At 37.0% G+C, this 15949-nt stretch carries 14 protein-coding genes; 7 read left to right on the forward strand and 7 right to left on the reverse strand.

The features are described from left to right. Nucleotides 1-405 precede the first annotated feature (405 nt). Together IJE64_RS06790 and IJE64_RS06795 are read left to right on the forward strand one after the other, a co-directional pair. A complete protein-coding gene (locus IJE64_RS06790) occupies nucleotides 406-1707 on the forward strand; it encodes a phenylacetate--CoA ligase family protein (protein WP_292783863.1) in 1302 nt (433 codons plus the stop codon). An 8-nt stretch (nucleotides 1708-1715) separates the two neighbouring features. Further along, a complete protein-coding gene (locus IJE64_RS06795) occupies nucleotides 1716-2147 on the forward strand; it encodes an acetolactate synthase (RefSeq protein WP_292783866.1) in 432 nt (143 codons plus the stop codon). A 105-nt stretch (nucleotides 2148-2252) separates the two neighbouring features. Here IJE64_RS06795 and IJE64_RS06800 read toward each other — a convergent pair whose 3' ends face one another. The 3 genes from IJE64_RS06800 to IJE64_RS06810 form a co-directional block, all read right to left on the reverse strand. Next, nucleotides 2253-3236 (reverse strand): beta-ribofuranosylaminobenzene 5'-phosphate synthase, encoded by a 984-nt coding sequence (locus IJE64_RS06800; protein ID WP_292783868.1) that lies wholly within the window; start codon nucleotides 3234-3236, stop codon nucleotides 2253-2255. A gap of 89 nt (nucleotides 3237-3325) precedes the next feature. Next, nucleotides 3326-3976: an adhesin gene (locus IJE64_RS06805; RefSeq protein WP_292783870.1), complete on the reverse strand. Its 651-nt coding sequence runs from the start codon at nucleotides 3974-3976 to the stop codon at nucleotides 3326-3328. A 43-nt stretch (nucleotides 3977-4019) separates the two neighbouring features. Next, a complete protein-coding gene (locus IJE64_RS06810) occupies nucleotides 4020-4520 on the reverse strand; it encodes a ferritin (RefSeq protein WP_292783873.1) in 501 nt (166 codons plus the stop codon). Between the two features lie 108 nt (nucleotides 4521-4628). On the opposite strand from IJE64_RS06810, the gene nudC reads away from it, so the two are divergent. Next, a complete protein-coding gene (gene nudC / locus IJE64_RS06815) occupies nucleotides 4629-5420 on the forward strand; it encodes an NAD(+) diphosphatase (RefSeq protein WP_292783877.1) in 792 nt (263 codons plus the stop codon). Here nudC and IJE64_RS06820 read toward each other — a convergent pair. Further along, nucleotides 5391-6569 (reverse strand): MalY/PatB family protein, encoded by a 1179-nt coding sequence (locus tag IJE64_RS06820; protein ID WP_292783879.1) that lies wholly within the window; start codon nucleotides 6567-6569, stop codon nucleotides 5391-5393. The genes nudC and IJE64_RS06820 overlap by 30 nt on opposite strands. Continuing rightward, nucleotides 6556-7074: a nitroreductase family protein gene (locus IJE64_RS06825; protein WP_292783883.1), complete on the reverse strand. Its 519-nt coding sequence runs from the start codon at nucleotides 7072-7074 to the stop codon at nucleotides 6556-6558. Before IJE64_RS06825 ends, IJE64_RS06820 begins: the two co-directional genes overlap by 14 nt. Before the next feature lie 60 nt (nucleotides 7075-7134). On the opposite strand from IJE64_RS06825, the gene IJE64_RS06830 reads away from it, so the two are divergent. The 3 genes from IJE64_RS06830 to IJE64_RS06840 all read left to right on the forward strand — a co-directional run bounded on the left by IJE64_RS06830 (nucleotide 7135) and on the right by IJE64_RS06840 (nucleotide 12052). Next, on the forward strand, nucleotides 7135-7620 hold the full coding sequence (locus tag IJE64_RS06830) for a DUF308 domain-containing protein (RefSeq protein WP_292783886.1): 486 nt from the start codon (nucleotides 7135-7137) through the stop codon (nucleotides 7618-7620). Nucleotides 7621-7918: 298 nt separating this feature from the next. Beyond that, nucleotides 7919-11059, forward strand: a complete 3141-nt coding sequence (locus IJE64_RS06835; RefSeq protein WP_292783888.1) for a C1 family peptidase — start codon at nucleotides 7919-7921, stop codon at nucleotides 11057-11059. A 582-nt stretch (nucleotides 11060-11641) separates the two neighbouring features. Then, nucleotides 11642-12052: a hypothetical protein gene (locus tag IJE64_RS06840; RefSeq protein WP_292783891.1), complete on the forward strand. Its 411-nt coding sequence runs from the start codon at nucleotides 11642-11644 to the stop codon at nucleotides 12050-12052. 848 nt (nucleotides 12053-12900) lie between these two features. Here IJE64_RS06840 and IJE64_RS06845 read toward each other — a convergent pair. Then, the gene (locus tag IJE64_RS06845; RefSeq protein WP_292783893.1) at nucleotides 12901-13695 is read right to left on the reverse strand and encodes a hypothetical protein; all 795 of its coding nucleotides are present in this window, start codon (nucleotides 13693-13695) and stop codon (nucleotides 12901-12903) included. A gap of 149 nt (nucleotides 13696-13844) precedes the next feature. Continuing rightward, entirely contained in the window at nucleotides 13845-14477 is a 633-nt protein-coding gene (locus tag IJE64_RS06850) for a flavodoxin family protein (RefSeq protein ID WP_292783896.1), read from the reverse strand. A gap of 149 nt (nucleotides 14478-14626) precedes the next feature. Here IJE64_RS06850 and IJE64_RS06855 point away from each other — a divergent pair, with 149 nt between their 5' ends. Next, entirely contained in the window at nucleotides 14627-15922 is a 1296-nt protein-coding gene (locus IJE64_RS06855) for a dicarboxylate/amino acid:cation symporter (protein ID WP_292783898.1), read from the forward strand. The last annotated feature ends 27 nt before the right edge of the window (nucleotides 15923-15949 follow it).

Consider the following 15949-nt stretch of genomic DNA (forward strand, 5'->3'; position numbering starts at 1 on the left):
AAATAATACTTTTTGAACATTTTAAAAAAATGATTGAAAAAAATGAAAATTATTTAATCAAATTTTTTAAGTATTATTTTTTAAAAACAAATAAAAGCCATTAAAAAATAAAACCTATGCTCCAGATATCCCCAATCTAAATTTTATAAAAGTATTACAAAATAAAAAAGTAATAAAAAATTAAACCAATATAACAAAGTTAATTTAAATCAAACAAGCGATTTATCAATAAAATTTCATTTAAAACCCTTTGGAATAAACTAACATGAATATAACACTGTTAACCAATAATGTAAGATAAACCGTACAACCAGAACCATTTAAAAAAATCAAAAATATCCCTTTAGAAAATTTTATAGTAATCAAAAATTAAACATTAAAACATAAGATTTAATGAGGCAAAATATGTTTTGGAACGAAAAGATTGAAACAATGCCAAGGGAAGACCTTGAAGAACTGCAATTGAAGAAGCTTCAAGAGACTGTAAAAAGAGCATTCGATAAAATTCCTTACTATAACAAAAAGTATAGTGAAGCTGAAATTTATCCTGAGGATATAGAAACTCTAAAGGATATAGAAAAACTTCCATTCATTACAAAAGACGATTTAAGGGAAAGCTATCCTTTCGGATTGTTTGCAGTAGACATCAAAGAAATCAAAGAGCTGCACTCCTCATCCGGAACCACAGGAAAACCTGTAGTATCAGGATACACAAAAAAGGATCTGGATACCTGGGCAGAAACAATAGCCCGTGGACTGACCATGATGGGAATCGGTGAAGATGACATTCTCCAAAATACACACGGTTACGGAATGTTTACCGGAGGATTCGGCGTTCACTACGGATCACACAAGGTCGGTGCAGCAATCATCCCAATATCAACAGGCCAGACAAGAAGGCAAATTGAAATCATGAGCGATTTTGGAGCTACAGGACTAATCTTTACCCCATCATACGGGATTCACCTCGGCGAAGTTGCCCTTGAAGATGGAATTGACCCTAAAGACTTAGGAATCAAGGCAATCGGATTTGGAGCTGAAGGATGGACTGAAGAGATAAGACAAAGAGTGGAAGAAATCTTCGGTTGTAAAGCATATAATATCTATGGTCTTACAGAGTTAATGGGTCCTGGTGTCGGCGTTGAATGTGAAGCGCAAAAGGGCTTGCATATTGCAGAAGACATTTACTATCCTGAAATCATTGACCCGAATACAGGTAAAGTAATAGGTGCTGAAAAGCCTGGAGAATTGGTATTGACAAACATAGATAGAGAAGGAATGCCAGTAATAAGATTCAGAACAAAAGACTTGACCAGACTCACCTATGAAAAATGTGAATGCGGAAGAACACATGCAAGAATGAGCAGAATCACCGGAAGATCCGATGACATGATTAAGGTTAAGGGAGTAGCTATTTTCCCATCACAAATCGAAAAAGCATTGCTTAAGGTTGGCGATGTAGAGCCTCATTATATGATTATAGTTACAAGGCCTGAAACCTTAGATGAAATAGAAGTCAAGGTAGAAGCTTCACAGGATATCTTCTTTGACGGCGTGAAGGAAATGATGGCAATACAGCAGAAAATTGCAAAATCAATTGAAAATGAAACCGGAATCAGAGTAAAAGTAACACTTGTTGAGCCAAAGACTCTACCGAGATTTGAAGGAAAAGCAAAAAGAGTAATCGATGAAAGGAACTTGCATTAGGTGAGAAAATGAAAATCAAACAATTATCAATATTTTTACAAAACAAAATGGGAAGCCTATCAAAGCCATTGGAAATACTTTCCGATGCTGACGTCAACATAAGGGCAATGTGCATGGCAGATACCTCTGAATTCGGTATCCTAAGACTTGTTGTAGACAATCCTTTAAAAGGAAAGGAAGCACTTGAAGAAAATAACTTCCTAGTGAAGATTACTGACATCATAGGCGTTGAAATGAATGACACACCAGGAGGCCTTACAACAGTTTTAAAAATTATCAAGGATAATGAAATAGATTTGGAATATCTCTATGCATTTACACATGAAAAAGCTGGAAAAGCCATATTATTGCTCCATGCAGACAATATCGATGAGTTGATATCCTCATTGGAGAAAAATGATATAGTTATCGTTCCTGCTGAAGAAGTTTATAATCTATAACTTCTTTTCCATTCTTTTTTTTTTGAAATAAAAATCAGTTAAAATAAGCAGTCAAATTAAAAACATCTTAATTTTGCTAAAAAAAAATAAAAAAATGGGAAATTACTATTTTTCAATAGTAAATCCGTGATTTTGAGCTTTGGTAACAAAGACTGTTCCTTTATCTCCAAGAAGCTCTTTGGTTTTTTCTACAATTTCCTCATTTGATTCATCAAATATGGTGTATAAAACCGGACCGAATGAAGATATGCCGACTCCATATGCACCCAATTTCTCAATAGCTTGCATGGTTGGCAGGTAACTTGCATCAAGTGAGTGTTCCAATTTGTTGAATCCGACTTTTTGAAGTTCACTTATGGCCCATCCGAAGTTTTTAATATCCTTTTCAAGCATGAATGGGATAAGATTCATCAAAATTAAATGGGATACCTGTTCAACTTCTTCTTTTGGAATAGGGCAATAAGTCTGAAAGACATCCACTTCATCGTCACCTTCCATATGCTTTTCAATTTCAGGAATGGCTATCAATATTTTCCATTCTTCAGGAAAATCATATCTTGCAATCAATGTTGCAGGTTTTGCTTTTGAAGCACCTGAAGGTAAAAACAAGGGCTTTTCTTCCTTGCTGTGTCCACCATCCACAATAAATCCGCCTAAATCATGAGTATAGGTTCCGATTCCAGAGGTTCCTCCTCTTCCAACAATGGTACTTAACTCCCTACTTTCAACTTCAATGCCCATTGTTTCTGTTATCAAATGGGCAGTGGAAACTGCAATTTGGGTTCCGCTTCCGAATCCTGAATGAGGAGGATAAGTCTGATGAACAATAAATTTAAAACCTGCATCAATGTCGAAATAATCTATGGTTTTTTTAGCCGCATCGGGAATTTTTTCCCTGCATTCCCCAATAGCTTCTTCATCTGTAACAGTGTCGGCAAATTCAAGTTCGATTCCACTTTCAATTTGCTCTGATTCCAATATAAATTGTGGGTCAGCCAATGCTAAACCAATACCACCATCAACTCTCCTATATGACCCATTCAAGTCAATTAGGGACATATGTATTCTAGAAGGTGCTTTAATAATCATTTTTTCACATCCATATATAAATTATAAACAATTAATTTTTGTATTTAAAGTATATATAATTCTTTTCATGATTAGAAAAATAGATTTAATTAAAATTGCAGATTATCTACGATTTCAACCAACTTCAAGGCCAAATCATAGCTAACGTCCATCGCTTCACAGGAAAAACATTCATATACTAAAGTAGGTATTCCCTCATTTGCTGTCGGTTCTGTAATGTATGGCGGGCTGGATCTGAATTCCGGCGCATAATAGACAATCTCTTCAAATTTATCCAAAATTTGATTCATGAAACCTGTTGACTTTTCATCAAAGCCCGGTGCAAATAAAAAATTAGTAATCTGATAGTCTCCAGGACCGTTCGGCCCCCTATTAGAGTGAATATCTAAAAACAAATCAAAATTTTTATCGATTATATCATCCTTGACAAACTCCTGGGCTAAAAGCTGGCCTTCAAGTCTGCCTTCGGTTTGTGAGTTTGAATCATTGACATTTATGTTGTACAAATAGTAGCAATGCTTCAAATCATCTTTTGCAGTTAATTTATCGAATAATGACCTATGAGACTTGCTTTCCAAAGGATGCATTCCAATCAGATATGCTATTTTAATCTCTGAAGTCTCATCACCAAAAGGACCGTGAATATGCACGCTTCCCCAATCATTTTCTCCCAGTAATCTGGCTTCATACAGTTTGGAATCAACTTGGGCGGCATCGGTTGGGCCTTTAGGATATTTCATGAAAATCAACTCAAAAAAAAAAGAAGTGATGACTAGAAAAAATCTAGTCTTCGGATGGTGCACGTGCACCTAATTCCTTGTTCAATTCGTAAATCAATCTGTTGTCGCCATCGGCGAGTTTTATTTTTGCAACTAAATCCATTGCATTTTCTTCTTCTTCAACTTGTTCTTCAACAAACCATTGTAGGAAATTGTTGGTTGCATGGTCTTTTTCTTCAATGGCCAAATTGACCAAATCATTGATTAGGCCGGTTACCATCTTTTCATGTTCAAGCACATGTTCAAATGCTGCAACTGGAGAGTCCCATTCAGTTTGAGGACCGTCAATTGCAGTCAAAGTTACGGAAGCTCCTCTTCTTATGATGTAATCATAGAATTTCATTCCATGTTCCAATTCTTCTTCTGCTTGTACTCTCATCCAGTTAGCGAAACCTGCTAGGTCTTCATCTTCAAAGTAGGCTGCCATGGATAAGTATAAATATCCTGAGTAAACTTCAGCGTTTAATTGTCCGTTTAGTGCTTTTTCCATTTTTTCGGATACCATTAATAATCACCAATATACAATTTGTATGTGATTTCTTATATATTTTAAGTAACTGTCCTGTAATCTCAAAACATTAAATTAATTAGTCTTGATTATAGATTATTAAACATGATAGAAAAATCCATTTATGAAGATTATGAAATTGATTTCAGCGATTCATACTCAAGCGATGACGCTTACTACTTTATTTTCAACAACGAAAGGGAGTTGTATTTAACTGAAGATAATACGTTGCCCTCTGACTTTAACAACTATAATACTGATTTCAAGCTTTATATAGGAAAATTCAAACAAAAAGATGCATTTGTAGTGAATGTCAAAGAGGATGATGCTTTTTTTAACTTAAAAGAAGTTTACGATATTGACCATGACATCTATCTAATGGCTGCAAAGGCAGTTTTGGTTAGGGACTGGTATATCTCACACCAGTTTTGCGGAAGATGCTCTGCAAAGACCATCCTAGATGAAAAGGACATGATGTTAAAATGCCCCGAATGCGGCCAGGTGCACTATCCAAGAATCGCTCCTGCAATTATTGTGGCGATAAGAAAAGGCGATAAACTTCTCATGGCAAAACACAGCTATCATGACAATATCAGATATGCGCTGATAGCAGGTTTTGTCGAACCCGGCGAGTCAATTGAGGAAGCCGTGCATCGCGAGGTTTTAGAGGAAGTGGGCATTAAGATCAAAAACCTAAAATACCAAAAAAGCCAATCCTGGCCATTTCCCAACTCATTAATGCTCGCCTTTACAGCTGAGTATGACTCAGGAGACATTAAGGTTGACGGAGATGAGATACTTAAGGCCAGATGGTTTGGAAAAGATGAAATAATCAGGTACGATTCAGACATCAGCATTTCCGACTGGCTAATACAATCCTTTATTGATAATGTTTAATGCAGTCACTCCCGCTTTCAGTCTTGCCAAACCCTCTTTCAATAGCTTTTGAGGGCATGCTATGTTCATTCTCAAGAAACTGTCGCCACATTGTCCAAAATCACTTCCAGAAGACAGGAACAGTCCCTGATTTTCCCTTAAAAATCCGGACAAGACATTTGATGCGACGCCTAAAGCAGAGCAATCAAGCCACAGCAAATAGGTCGCATCGCATTCGACCAATTTTATAATCGGCAATTCATTGGCCAGATATTCCCTGACAATGGATTTGTTTTCATAAAGAACTTCTTTAAGCTCTTCCAGCCACTCTTCAGACTCATCATATGCTGCAATGACTGCAGATGTTGCAAAAACATTGCATGAATCCGAATTGTCAACATGCATCTGAGTTTTAATCATATCCAAAAGTTCCTCGTTTCTGGTGTGAACAATAGAACTTTGAAAGCCTGCGATATTGAATGATTTTGAAGGGGACAAACAGGTAATGACATTATTGTAGTCACTTGATGTTTCAAAGGGATTGTATTTGACATCGGGATCTGTCAAATCGCAGTGAATCTCATCGGAAATCAACACCACATCATGTTTTCTGCAAAGCTTGCCAATTTTGGCCAAATCCTCTTTTGACCATATTCTGCCGACGGGATTTTGAGGATTGCACAAAATCATCAGTTTGACTTCAGATAGCTTTTCATCCAAGTCATCGAAATCGATTTTATACTCATCATTCTCATAGATTAACTGATTTTCAACAACTTTGCGATTGTTGTCTTCAATCACATAGAAAAATACATGATATACTGGTGATTGGATTAGGATTTCATCGCCCTCATCAGTCAAGCACCTAATCATTGAGGATATCGAAGGCATCACTCCTGTTGAGTAGAGCATGTTCTCTTTTGACATTTTAAAGCCATATCTTCTATCCCACCAGCTGATGTATGATTCAAACAGTTCATCGGGCACTATGGTATATCCATATATCGGATGTGAAACCCTTTTTTGAATTGCCTCCTGTATTGCTGGAGCCACCTTGAAGTCCATATCTGCAACCCACATCGGAACATCATCTCCGAACAAATCCCATTTTAAGGAGTTTGTTCCTTTCCGCTCGATTACGCTTTCAAAGTCAAATCTAGTATTTTTCATAGTGAATCCTGCTTTCATCAAATTTGTCCATGAACTTGTTTTCCCAACCTTCTGCGGGATAGCCGACTGTAATTATGCAGTATGGTTTCAGATTGGTGATATCTGAGATTCCAACAATTTCAGCTATCTTTGCCATCCTCTCCTCATCGGGCGCCACCCCATTCCAAAGTCCTCCTAAACCCAAGTTTACCGCTTCAAGCAGCATGTTCTCTGCTGCGGCACCCATATCCTGTTGCCATACGGCCTTGAAAAATGCCCTTTCAATGTTTGCTATCAATACAATGGCCAATGGAGCTGTGGACAATCTGGGTTTGATTTCGGCAAGTTTATCCAGTGTTTTGCTGTTTTTTATTACGATGAATTCCCATGGCTCAGCACCCAATCTTGAACCTGGAGCCTGCATTCCTGCCCTTATAATCTTTAGAACATCTCCATCACTAACTTCCCTATTCGAATATTCACGAATGCTTCTTCTTGTGTTTATAATCTCTTCAAAATCTGACATAATTATAAATAATAATTTATTTATATATAAAATTAGCTTAGCTTAACGGAGGTGACAATCATGAACATCAATAAAGGTTTCGGAATACTAATGATTATTTTAGGATTAATCTGCATAATATTCCCGATATTTTTTGAGAGCTTGATTTCAACAATTGTTGGTTTGTCTTTATTACTCTTCGGTATTTCCTCAGTATTCATGGGCATCAACATGAAGTCCTATTTTAAAAACTTCTATAAGGTTTCCCTTATTATTGGACTTATTTCAATTATTTTCGGATTCCTGTTTATATTCTATATCGATGCACTGTCTTTCCTTGTGGCAATTGAATTCTATCTTGTAGGATTGATAATGATTGTATTTGGAATATCAGGATTACTGGCAAGAATGGATTCAATAACCAATTTCACATCAATTTTTGTTTTAATAATGGGAATAATTACCATAGCTCTTGCAATATTTACTGCAAGCCAACCGATATACATTGCAATAGTTATTGGAATCGTTTTAATAATCCAAGGAGCAACCCTATTCTTATTCCACTAACGATTGCTCTCTATTTTTTTATTTTTTGTTTTAATGACTTGGCTAACAATTTGAAAAAAGAAATAGAATAACCAATATGATACAAACCATCAATCACCATTGAAGAAAAAATCAAATTATCAGCCAAGCCATATTTGATTGACCTTAACAGTCACCGTTTTTGGTTTTGGATTTAGATTTTGGATTGGGATATATATGCAAAGGTTTCAGAAAGTTAGTTTTGAATAGCTGATGGTTAATGTAGGTTATGTTTCCATAATTATTAATTATATATACAGTATATTACATATATCATATTATGAAGTTTAAATACATGTTTATAGCGGGTTTAATGCTGGCTATTCTTATGGTGGGTGCGGTTAGTGCAACCGACACCATTTCTGAGGATATCATCTCGGATGCGGATGATACTCCTTTAGAAATTACGGACAATGATGTTTATACGATAAAAGAAAGTTCATTCAGTAACTTGACTGATGAAATAGAAAACACAGGTACGTCTTTAGATTTAAATCAGGACTATGCCTTCAACAGCGAAAGCGATAAGGGATATGTTGAAATCAGCAAAAGCGATTTTACAATAAACGGAAACAACCATGTAATTGATGGAAACAAACAATCAGGAATATTCAACATAACTGGAAACAATGTAACAATTAACAATCTGATTTTTAAGAACGGAAAATCCGAAACTGGAGGAATCATAGACTCCACCGGTGAGGTGACCTTGAGAAATGTCACATTCATCACCAATAACATGACATTCCTCAGTGACCATATTACATATAAGGGTGGAGCCATAGCAAATCATGGCGGAAAGATCAACTGCTATGATTCCCGGTTCATTGACAATCACGCAGAATCGGGTTCGGCCATTTTCATCCAGAATGGGGAGTTGAATGTCAAAAACACCAACTTCACATCATCCATATCTAACAAATACGGTCAGATTTGGGTAAAGGATTCCTCAGCCACTATCGATGGGGCTAACTTCATAAACATATCCGCCATCTATTCCCCTGCCATATCCTTCGAAAAATGCGAAGATATTGTAATAACCAATTCAAGATTCATCAATTTAAGCGCCGAGATGTCTGCAGGAGCATTTGGCTTGAAAGGGAAAGGCAACCTTTACATGAGGGATTGCAAGTTCATCAACACCAAATCCTCCAAAAATGCGGGGGCCATAATGATGGATTATGAAGTCGAGGATTGCAATGTCACAATTCTTGATTGCAGCTTTGTCAATTCATCGGCCATGATTGGCGGAGCATATGTTCAATTGTGCGGTAAACTGTTCATGAACAATTCAGATTTCACAAACTGCAGGGCATCCTATAATGGAGGGGCAGTTTATCTTTCATTCGCCAAAAGCAGCATCTACAATTGTACATTCAATTCCAATGCGGCATCCCTATCCGAGGATTATACAGCCTATGGCGGCGCAATATACTGTGACATAGGCACCATAGAACTGGCCAATTCCAGTTTCATAAACAACTCCGCATATCTTGGAAATGCAGTGTATGCCTGCGATTCGAAATATAACATCACAAACTGCACATTCGCCAACAACACCAATGCGATATACACTGATTTTGATGGTGATGAAGTCAATTTGGATGGCAATGATTACGGCGATGACAGCGTTATCACCAATCAGACCTACTCATATCAGACATTCATCGATTCCGTTGCACAGGAGTGGATATCCCTTGACAATATCATAAACGTTGAAACTCTTCCATCCCGCTTCGATTTGCGAGATTGGGGATGGGTAACTCCCGTCAAGCATCAGGGACATTTGGGTGCCTGCTGGACATTCGCAGCGATGAATGCAGTGGAATCCGCAATGTTGAAGAAATATGGGGTGAGCCTTAACCTTTCAGAATCAAACCTGATTCATACCATGTTGAAATATTCTCCTAATGGCTTTAAACTAGCCGAGGAAGGAGGAAATAATGTAATGTCCATTTCATATATTGTGGACTGGTTTGGCCCTGTTTTTGAAGAGAATGACCCTTATGATGAGGTCGGAAAGCTTTCACAGTTCCTGCCGAGTTCGGATATCATCCACATTCAGGACATGATTTTGGTTCCTAATGATGAGCCAGGAACTTCCAAAATGAAAGAGGCAATCCTTAAATACGGTGCATTGGTTGCAGGTTATCATGTGAATCCATATAAGCCATACTACAATCCTAAAACTTTCGCAAATTATGTCAATGAAAGCTTAACTTCAAACCATGAAATCTCAGTAGTCGGATGGGATGATGATTTTTCTGCAGACAATTTCCTCATTAAGCCTGAGGGCGATGGGGCATGGATAGTCAAGAACAGCTGGGGAACCGGTTGGGGTGAAGAAGGGTTCTTTTACATTTCATATTATGACAAGTCATTTTTAGGAGATTCGAATGTTTTCAGTCATGCCGCTGCAGTAATACTTGAAAATGATGTGGCCTACACCAAGAATTACCAACACGACTTCTCATGGTCAGGCCAGTTTGTAGATTACACTGAGCAATATGGAGTCAATGGCACCATGATTTATGCCAATCAGTTTGAAGCGGCTGATGATGATTTGATTGCAGGTGTGGGAACCTACTTCAATCAAAGCGGTGTAAATTACACTGTGGAGATATATGTAAACGAAGAGTTGAAATTGATCCAGAATGGAGTGTCCCCATTTTACGGATTCCATACCATCAAGCTGAACGAATATGTTTCAGTTAAAAAAGGGGATGTGTTCAAGGCAGTCATTACTTCAAACGCAGTGCCTGTTGTGAATTTGAAATATTCCAAAACGCATTATGGTGAAAATCTCTCCTTCCTATATTACGGAGGCAAATGGAACGACATGTATAAAGATGAATGTATTGCCTGCCTAAAGGTCTTTACAGTCAATGACACAAGCAAAATCATCAACAATCGTGACATTTCAGTTGACTACGGAGGGGAGTCCTACTTCAGCGTCAATGTAGCGACTGGCGATGGCCACGCCGTTGTGGGTGCCGCTGTCAAGTTCACAATCAACGGAAAAACCACACCAGTGCAAACTGATGCTAACGGTATAGCTAAAATCAAAATAACTGATGTTCCTAAAAAGTACACCATGACAACCACATACAACGGAAAATCAGTCAAAAACACCGTTACTGTAAAGCAAGTCCTCACAGCAAGCAAAGTCACTATCAAAAAGACAGCCAAGAAATTTACCTTGAAAGCAACCCTTAAAATCAACGGCAAACTACAGAAAGGCAAAACCATCAAATTCAAATTGAATGGTAAAACCTACACTGTCAAAACCAATGCCAAAGGAGTTGCACAAAAGACATTAGGCAAAAATGTCATCAAAAAGCTCAAAAAAGGTAAAACATACACTGTCAAAGTAACATACAAAAAAGACACAATAAAAACAACTGTTAAAGTTAAAAAGTAGATGATTTTTATCTACTTTTTTTCTATTTTTTATTTTCTATTGGTTTCCTTTAAGATACTGTTGATAAAAAACAATAGCTACTTTTTTTAGATTTGATTTAATGAATCAATATTAACCTTAACGACCAAGATATTGGAAATCAAATCTGATTTTAAACCATAATATATGCACGAGTTCCATAATACAAGTTTTGAATAGCAGATTTCCAACTTTAATGTTAATTTCATCACAATTGCATTCCTTGTACGAACTTGCTTTTTTTATTCATTTCGTACCTGCGCTTGACCCAAAATGCTTAAACATTCTTGTATATTATAACTTCTCAACTTTGAATGTATTTGCTCAGGCCATTAGTTGCATATGTTGGATGTTAATTTTTTTTATGCGAGCCCGCAAGAACCTCCAAAATTCCGCAATTACCTCCCTGCATATGTACGGACCTGCTTTTTTTCATTGCATCGTTAGTTGATGTTGCAGATACTGAAGGTCTTGTATCGTTAGGTTGGATGTGATTAGGAAACTATCATTTTAACAAAGGCCGAATTCAATAAGATTATTTGTTGATAAGTTCAATTTATAGATATGAGAAAAGTAAAAGAGAATCCTGATTGGAAATTTCCAAAAACACGCAGAACTGATTTTACCAAGGAAGAGATGTTGGACATTATAGATTTTTATTTGCAGTACAAACCAATGCTTGAAAATCGAGAACTCTTTGATCCTCATGATTTTACAATGTTGTTATATATGTATGAAATGGTGGATGTGAATTATATTGACAATATGACTGAAATCAAAGAAAAATATGGAAAACGATATGTTGAAGATCTCTCTAAAGAAAAGTTAGATTTCCTGGAAATAATAACTATTTTTACATTAATACATAGGGCTGAACGCCATTCTGGTGGTGGATGGTATGAGGATTGCGTAGAAGATGGCACATACTATAACTTGCTTTGCAGATTAGAGGAAATAAAAGCGGAACTGGAATAATTTGATATATACGAAATTATGCAACTAACTCTTCTGGAATCAACGCCGCAATAATCTGAAGGTTAGATATCACCATAGTGAAAAGCAACAACTTCAATCAATTTTAACAGCGCCAACTTTCAATATATGTGGCACTTGAAGCATGTTAATAATTCCCAATTCTCCAATCTATGCAAGACACTATGCAACTCCGCAAGCATGCTCTAAATCCCCAATGTGTAGTTACTACACACTTGGCCTAAAGTGCATAGGGTGACAGTTTTGATTGATGTACTTTTTTGTGGGTGAATGTACAAAAGTGTACGTTATTACCATTTTTTATTGTAAAATATGTTGTCACATATACTTGCAATCATGAATGCAACCATGAAAGACCTTGCATTCGCCAGATTAGCAGGAAGCAGGAGCATTTGGGTAGGGATTGGTGTTGATATTGTTAAATGAATAGGAATTGTGTTTATAATAGAAATGACTTCACACATAATAAACTGATTAGCAATAATGTTAATCTAATGCAATTATAAAAAATGATTGGGTAATAAAAAAACTTGCACAAAATTCATACAATATTTTGAGTAAGGTGGCAAGTTCCGCACACCTTGACCTTAACAATCAAATCAACATACTAATTCCAAATTTGACATAACATGATTATCTCACAATTCCTACGAGAAAATCCACATGTCCAAGTTGCCATTTTGGCTTGGATATCGTCAAATCAGCAAACTCAAACATGTAATTAGTATTATGATTTTAGTTTTTAATAAAAATAGTTGAAGTGCGAAAATGTGCTTTTGCACACTTCCACAAAGTTTAAATAGATTTTACAGGTTCTAAACAAAATGAACCTAATCCCCAAAGATAGATGAATCAATAGCCTGGAATTGAATCTCGTTTTCACTACAGAACTCTTCGATTTCTTTTAGAATCTCTGAGATATCCTCTCTTGAATATTCATTTTTAAAGTAGTAAACAATCGGTTCTGCATTGGTGTAGACTCCGATAGACAATACTTCATCTGAATAGACGCGAATTATCAATGTATTGTATATCTGAATATCCCTTATAATATTATTTTTAGCCTTTCCGATTGAAGTTTCATTTCCAATTGCCTTGATTTCAGAGGATTCATATTCCTGCTTTAATTTCAGGATCTTATCCTGGTCTGTTAAAACATCCATTTTAGGTTCCATTTCACCTAACTTTTCCTTGAAGAGCTTTGCATTGTGCAACCTTTCCTGAACATCATCAAGCTCCTTTTGCAGATTTTTTTCATCCTCTATAAGGGAGTTGATGAAAGCTTCGGATCCGTTGTTGAAGTTTTCATACATCTCAAGGACATCCCTTGGAGACAATATGGAATGATTCTTGAAGAATTCCTTGGTGTGTGATTTTACGCGTATGCTCAATGGCTTGAGCTTTTCCTTTTTGGATTTCTTGTCGAAGTCAAAGAATTCCTCTGCAAAATCATTGCCTCTCCTGTGTAGGGCATTCATCCTTCTTGAAAACATTTTTTCAAATTCTTCACGGGACATGTCTTCAGGGAAATTGAACTCGAATTCACCTGGAGTGTATGACCCTCCGAACCTTTCGTTTCCGAATACGAATTTTCTTGGGTTTTCTGTTCTTTTTTGGTTTGACATTTTTTCACCCCATTAATTGTATTACAAATTTGATTTTTGTATACAATTAAATATTGTGCTGAGGTAGTATATAAATGTATTCATTTTTAAAAAATGTATACTCAAAAATTTCAAAAAAATAATGTCATAACCGTCTTTCAATCAGAAAGCTACTTGCATAACTCTGCACTGATCTTGAAAACTTCTTCAATGTCTTTTGGATATTGGAGCACGAGCTGCTTTTCCTTGAGTTCCTGTGAAAAACCGGCCATGTTGTATTTTGAATAATCTCCAACCTGCAGAGTGTCGCAGACAGGATAAGACTTTATCTCGCCATTCAGGTAGGAGAACAGAAACTCAATGCTTGATAGATTGTCCTTCATGGACTCCTCATAGAACTTTCTTGGAGCGTTCATGGTATAGAACAGCCCAACATTGACCTTGCCTGTGAAATAGCTGGACCCATCATCATAAGACATCACGCAGAAAATAAGTCTCTCAAGCAATGCCCTGAACTCGCTTGTAGGCTCTCCAAAGTATATTGGCGAACCGATAAGCAATGCATCGGCATCCAATATCTTTTCAATCACAGGAGTCAGGTCATCCCTCCAATAACATTTTCCTTTGGTTTTGTCTTTCATTTTGCAGACAAGACAACTTCTGCAACCCTTAAAGACCAAGTCGCATAAGTTTATATATTCAGTTTCGGCACCGACTGATTCAGCACCCTTTTGAGCTGATTGCATAACCTCAGCAGTATTCCATTTCTTTCTTGGACTTGCATTAATCACAATTGCCTTCACATTAACACCAACTAATTAACTTTTTGTCAAGGATAAATAAATAATTGATGAAAAACAGCTCTTATCAAAACATTTCAATTTTTATCTTGAAAAATTTATTAAATTAAAAAATCTTATATAAATTATATGATAACTAATGGAGTAAAAGAATGATTTCAAGATTAAAGGAAATAAGTCTGGGTAACTGGATGCTAATCGGAATGATTTTAGGTTTAATTGTAGGCCTAATATTGAATTTTTATGTTAACGACCCATTTATTAAAAATGTGATACTCATTGATAATGTCTTCACATTAGGGGGAACCGGATTTATTAAGCTAATGAAAATGCTTGTTGTGCCTCTCGTTTTCTTCTCGATAGTCGTTGGAGTGGCTTCAATTTCCGACATTAAGAAAATCGGTGCAATCGGAGGACGGGCAATACTGATATACCTCGTCACAACTGCATTGGCAGTTACAATTGCTCTTTTGATAGCAGGCTTGATAAAGCCAGGTGTCGGCTTGAACATGGTTGGCCTTGCACATACCAATGTCACAACAAACGTGACCCTGACAGACACCGTTTTAAGCATGATTCCGGACAATCCGTTTAGCTCCCTTGCCAATGGGGAAATGCTGGCGGTCATCATATTCGGATTGCTTGTTGGAATAATATTGGCCAAGTTAAGGGATGAAACAAATGTGGTTAATGACTTCTTCACCCAAGCAAACAAGATCATGATGGAGATGACACGTATCGTCATGAAATTTGCGCCTATTGGAATATTCTGTCTGATGGCGAAAACATTTGCCTCACTCGGATTTGAAGGAATACTGCCTTTAAGCAAATATGTAATCTGCGTGCTTATAGGTCTGGCCATACAGGCTTTTGTCGTCTATCCATCCCTGCTTGTTATCTTGACAAGATTAAATCCAATCAGATTCTTCAAGAAGTTCTTCTCAGTAATGTTTTTCGCATTTTCATCATCAACATCGAATGCGACAATCCCTCTGAACATAGAGAAACTTTCAGAGCTTGGTGTTTCACGTGAGGTCTCATCATTTACAATCCCACTAGGGGCCACCATCAACATGGATGGAACAGCAATCATGCAGGGCTGTGCCGTGATGTTTGCAGCCCAGGCATACGGTATGGATCTGGGAACAACAGCGCTCATTACAGTGATATTCACTGCAGTAATGGCTTCAATCGGAACCGCAGGAGTTCCTTCAGTAGGATTGATCACATTGAACATGGTGTTCAATTCCGTAGGCCTGCCTGTGGATGCCATCGGAATCATAATGGGAATAGACCATATTCTGGACATGTTCAGGACTGCCGTGAACGTGACTGGAGATGCGATATGTACAATCATCGTTTCATTCAAGAACAAGTCCGTGGACCTGGACATGTTCAAGGGCAAGAAGAAACCGGGAAAAACATGGGACGATATAACCAGATTTTAAACAATTATTGACCACACCATTACCATT

It is taken from the genome of Methanobrevibacter sp. (genome assembly GCF_017409525.1).
Taxonomy (GTDB): domain Archaea; phylum Methanobacteriota; class Methanobacteria; order Methanobacteriales; family Methanobacteriaceae; genus Methanocatella.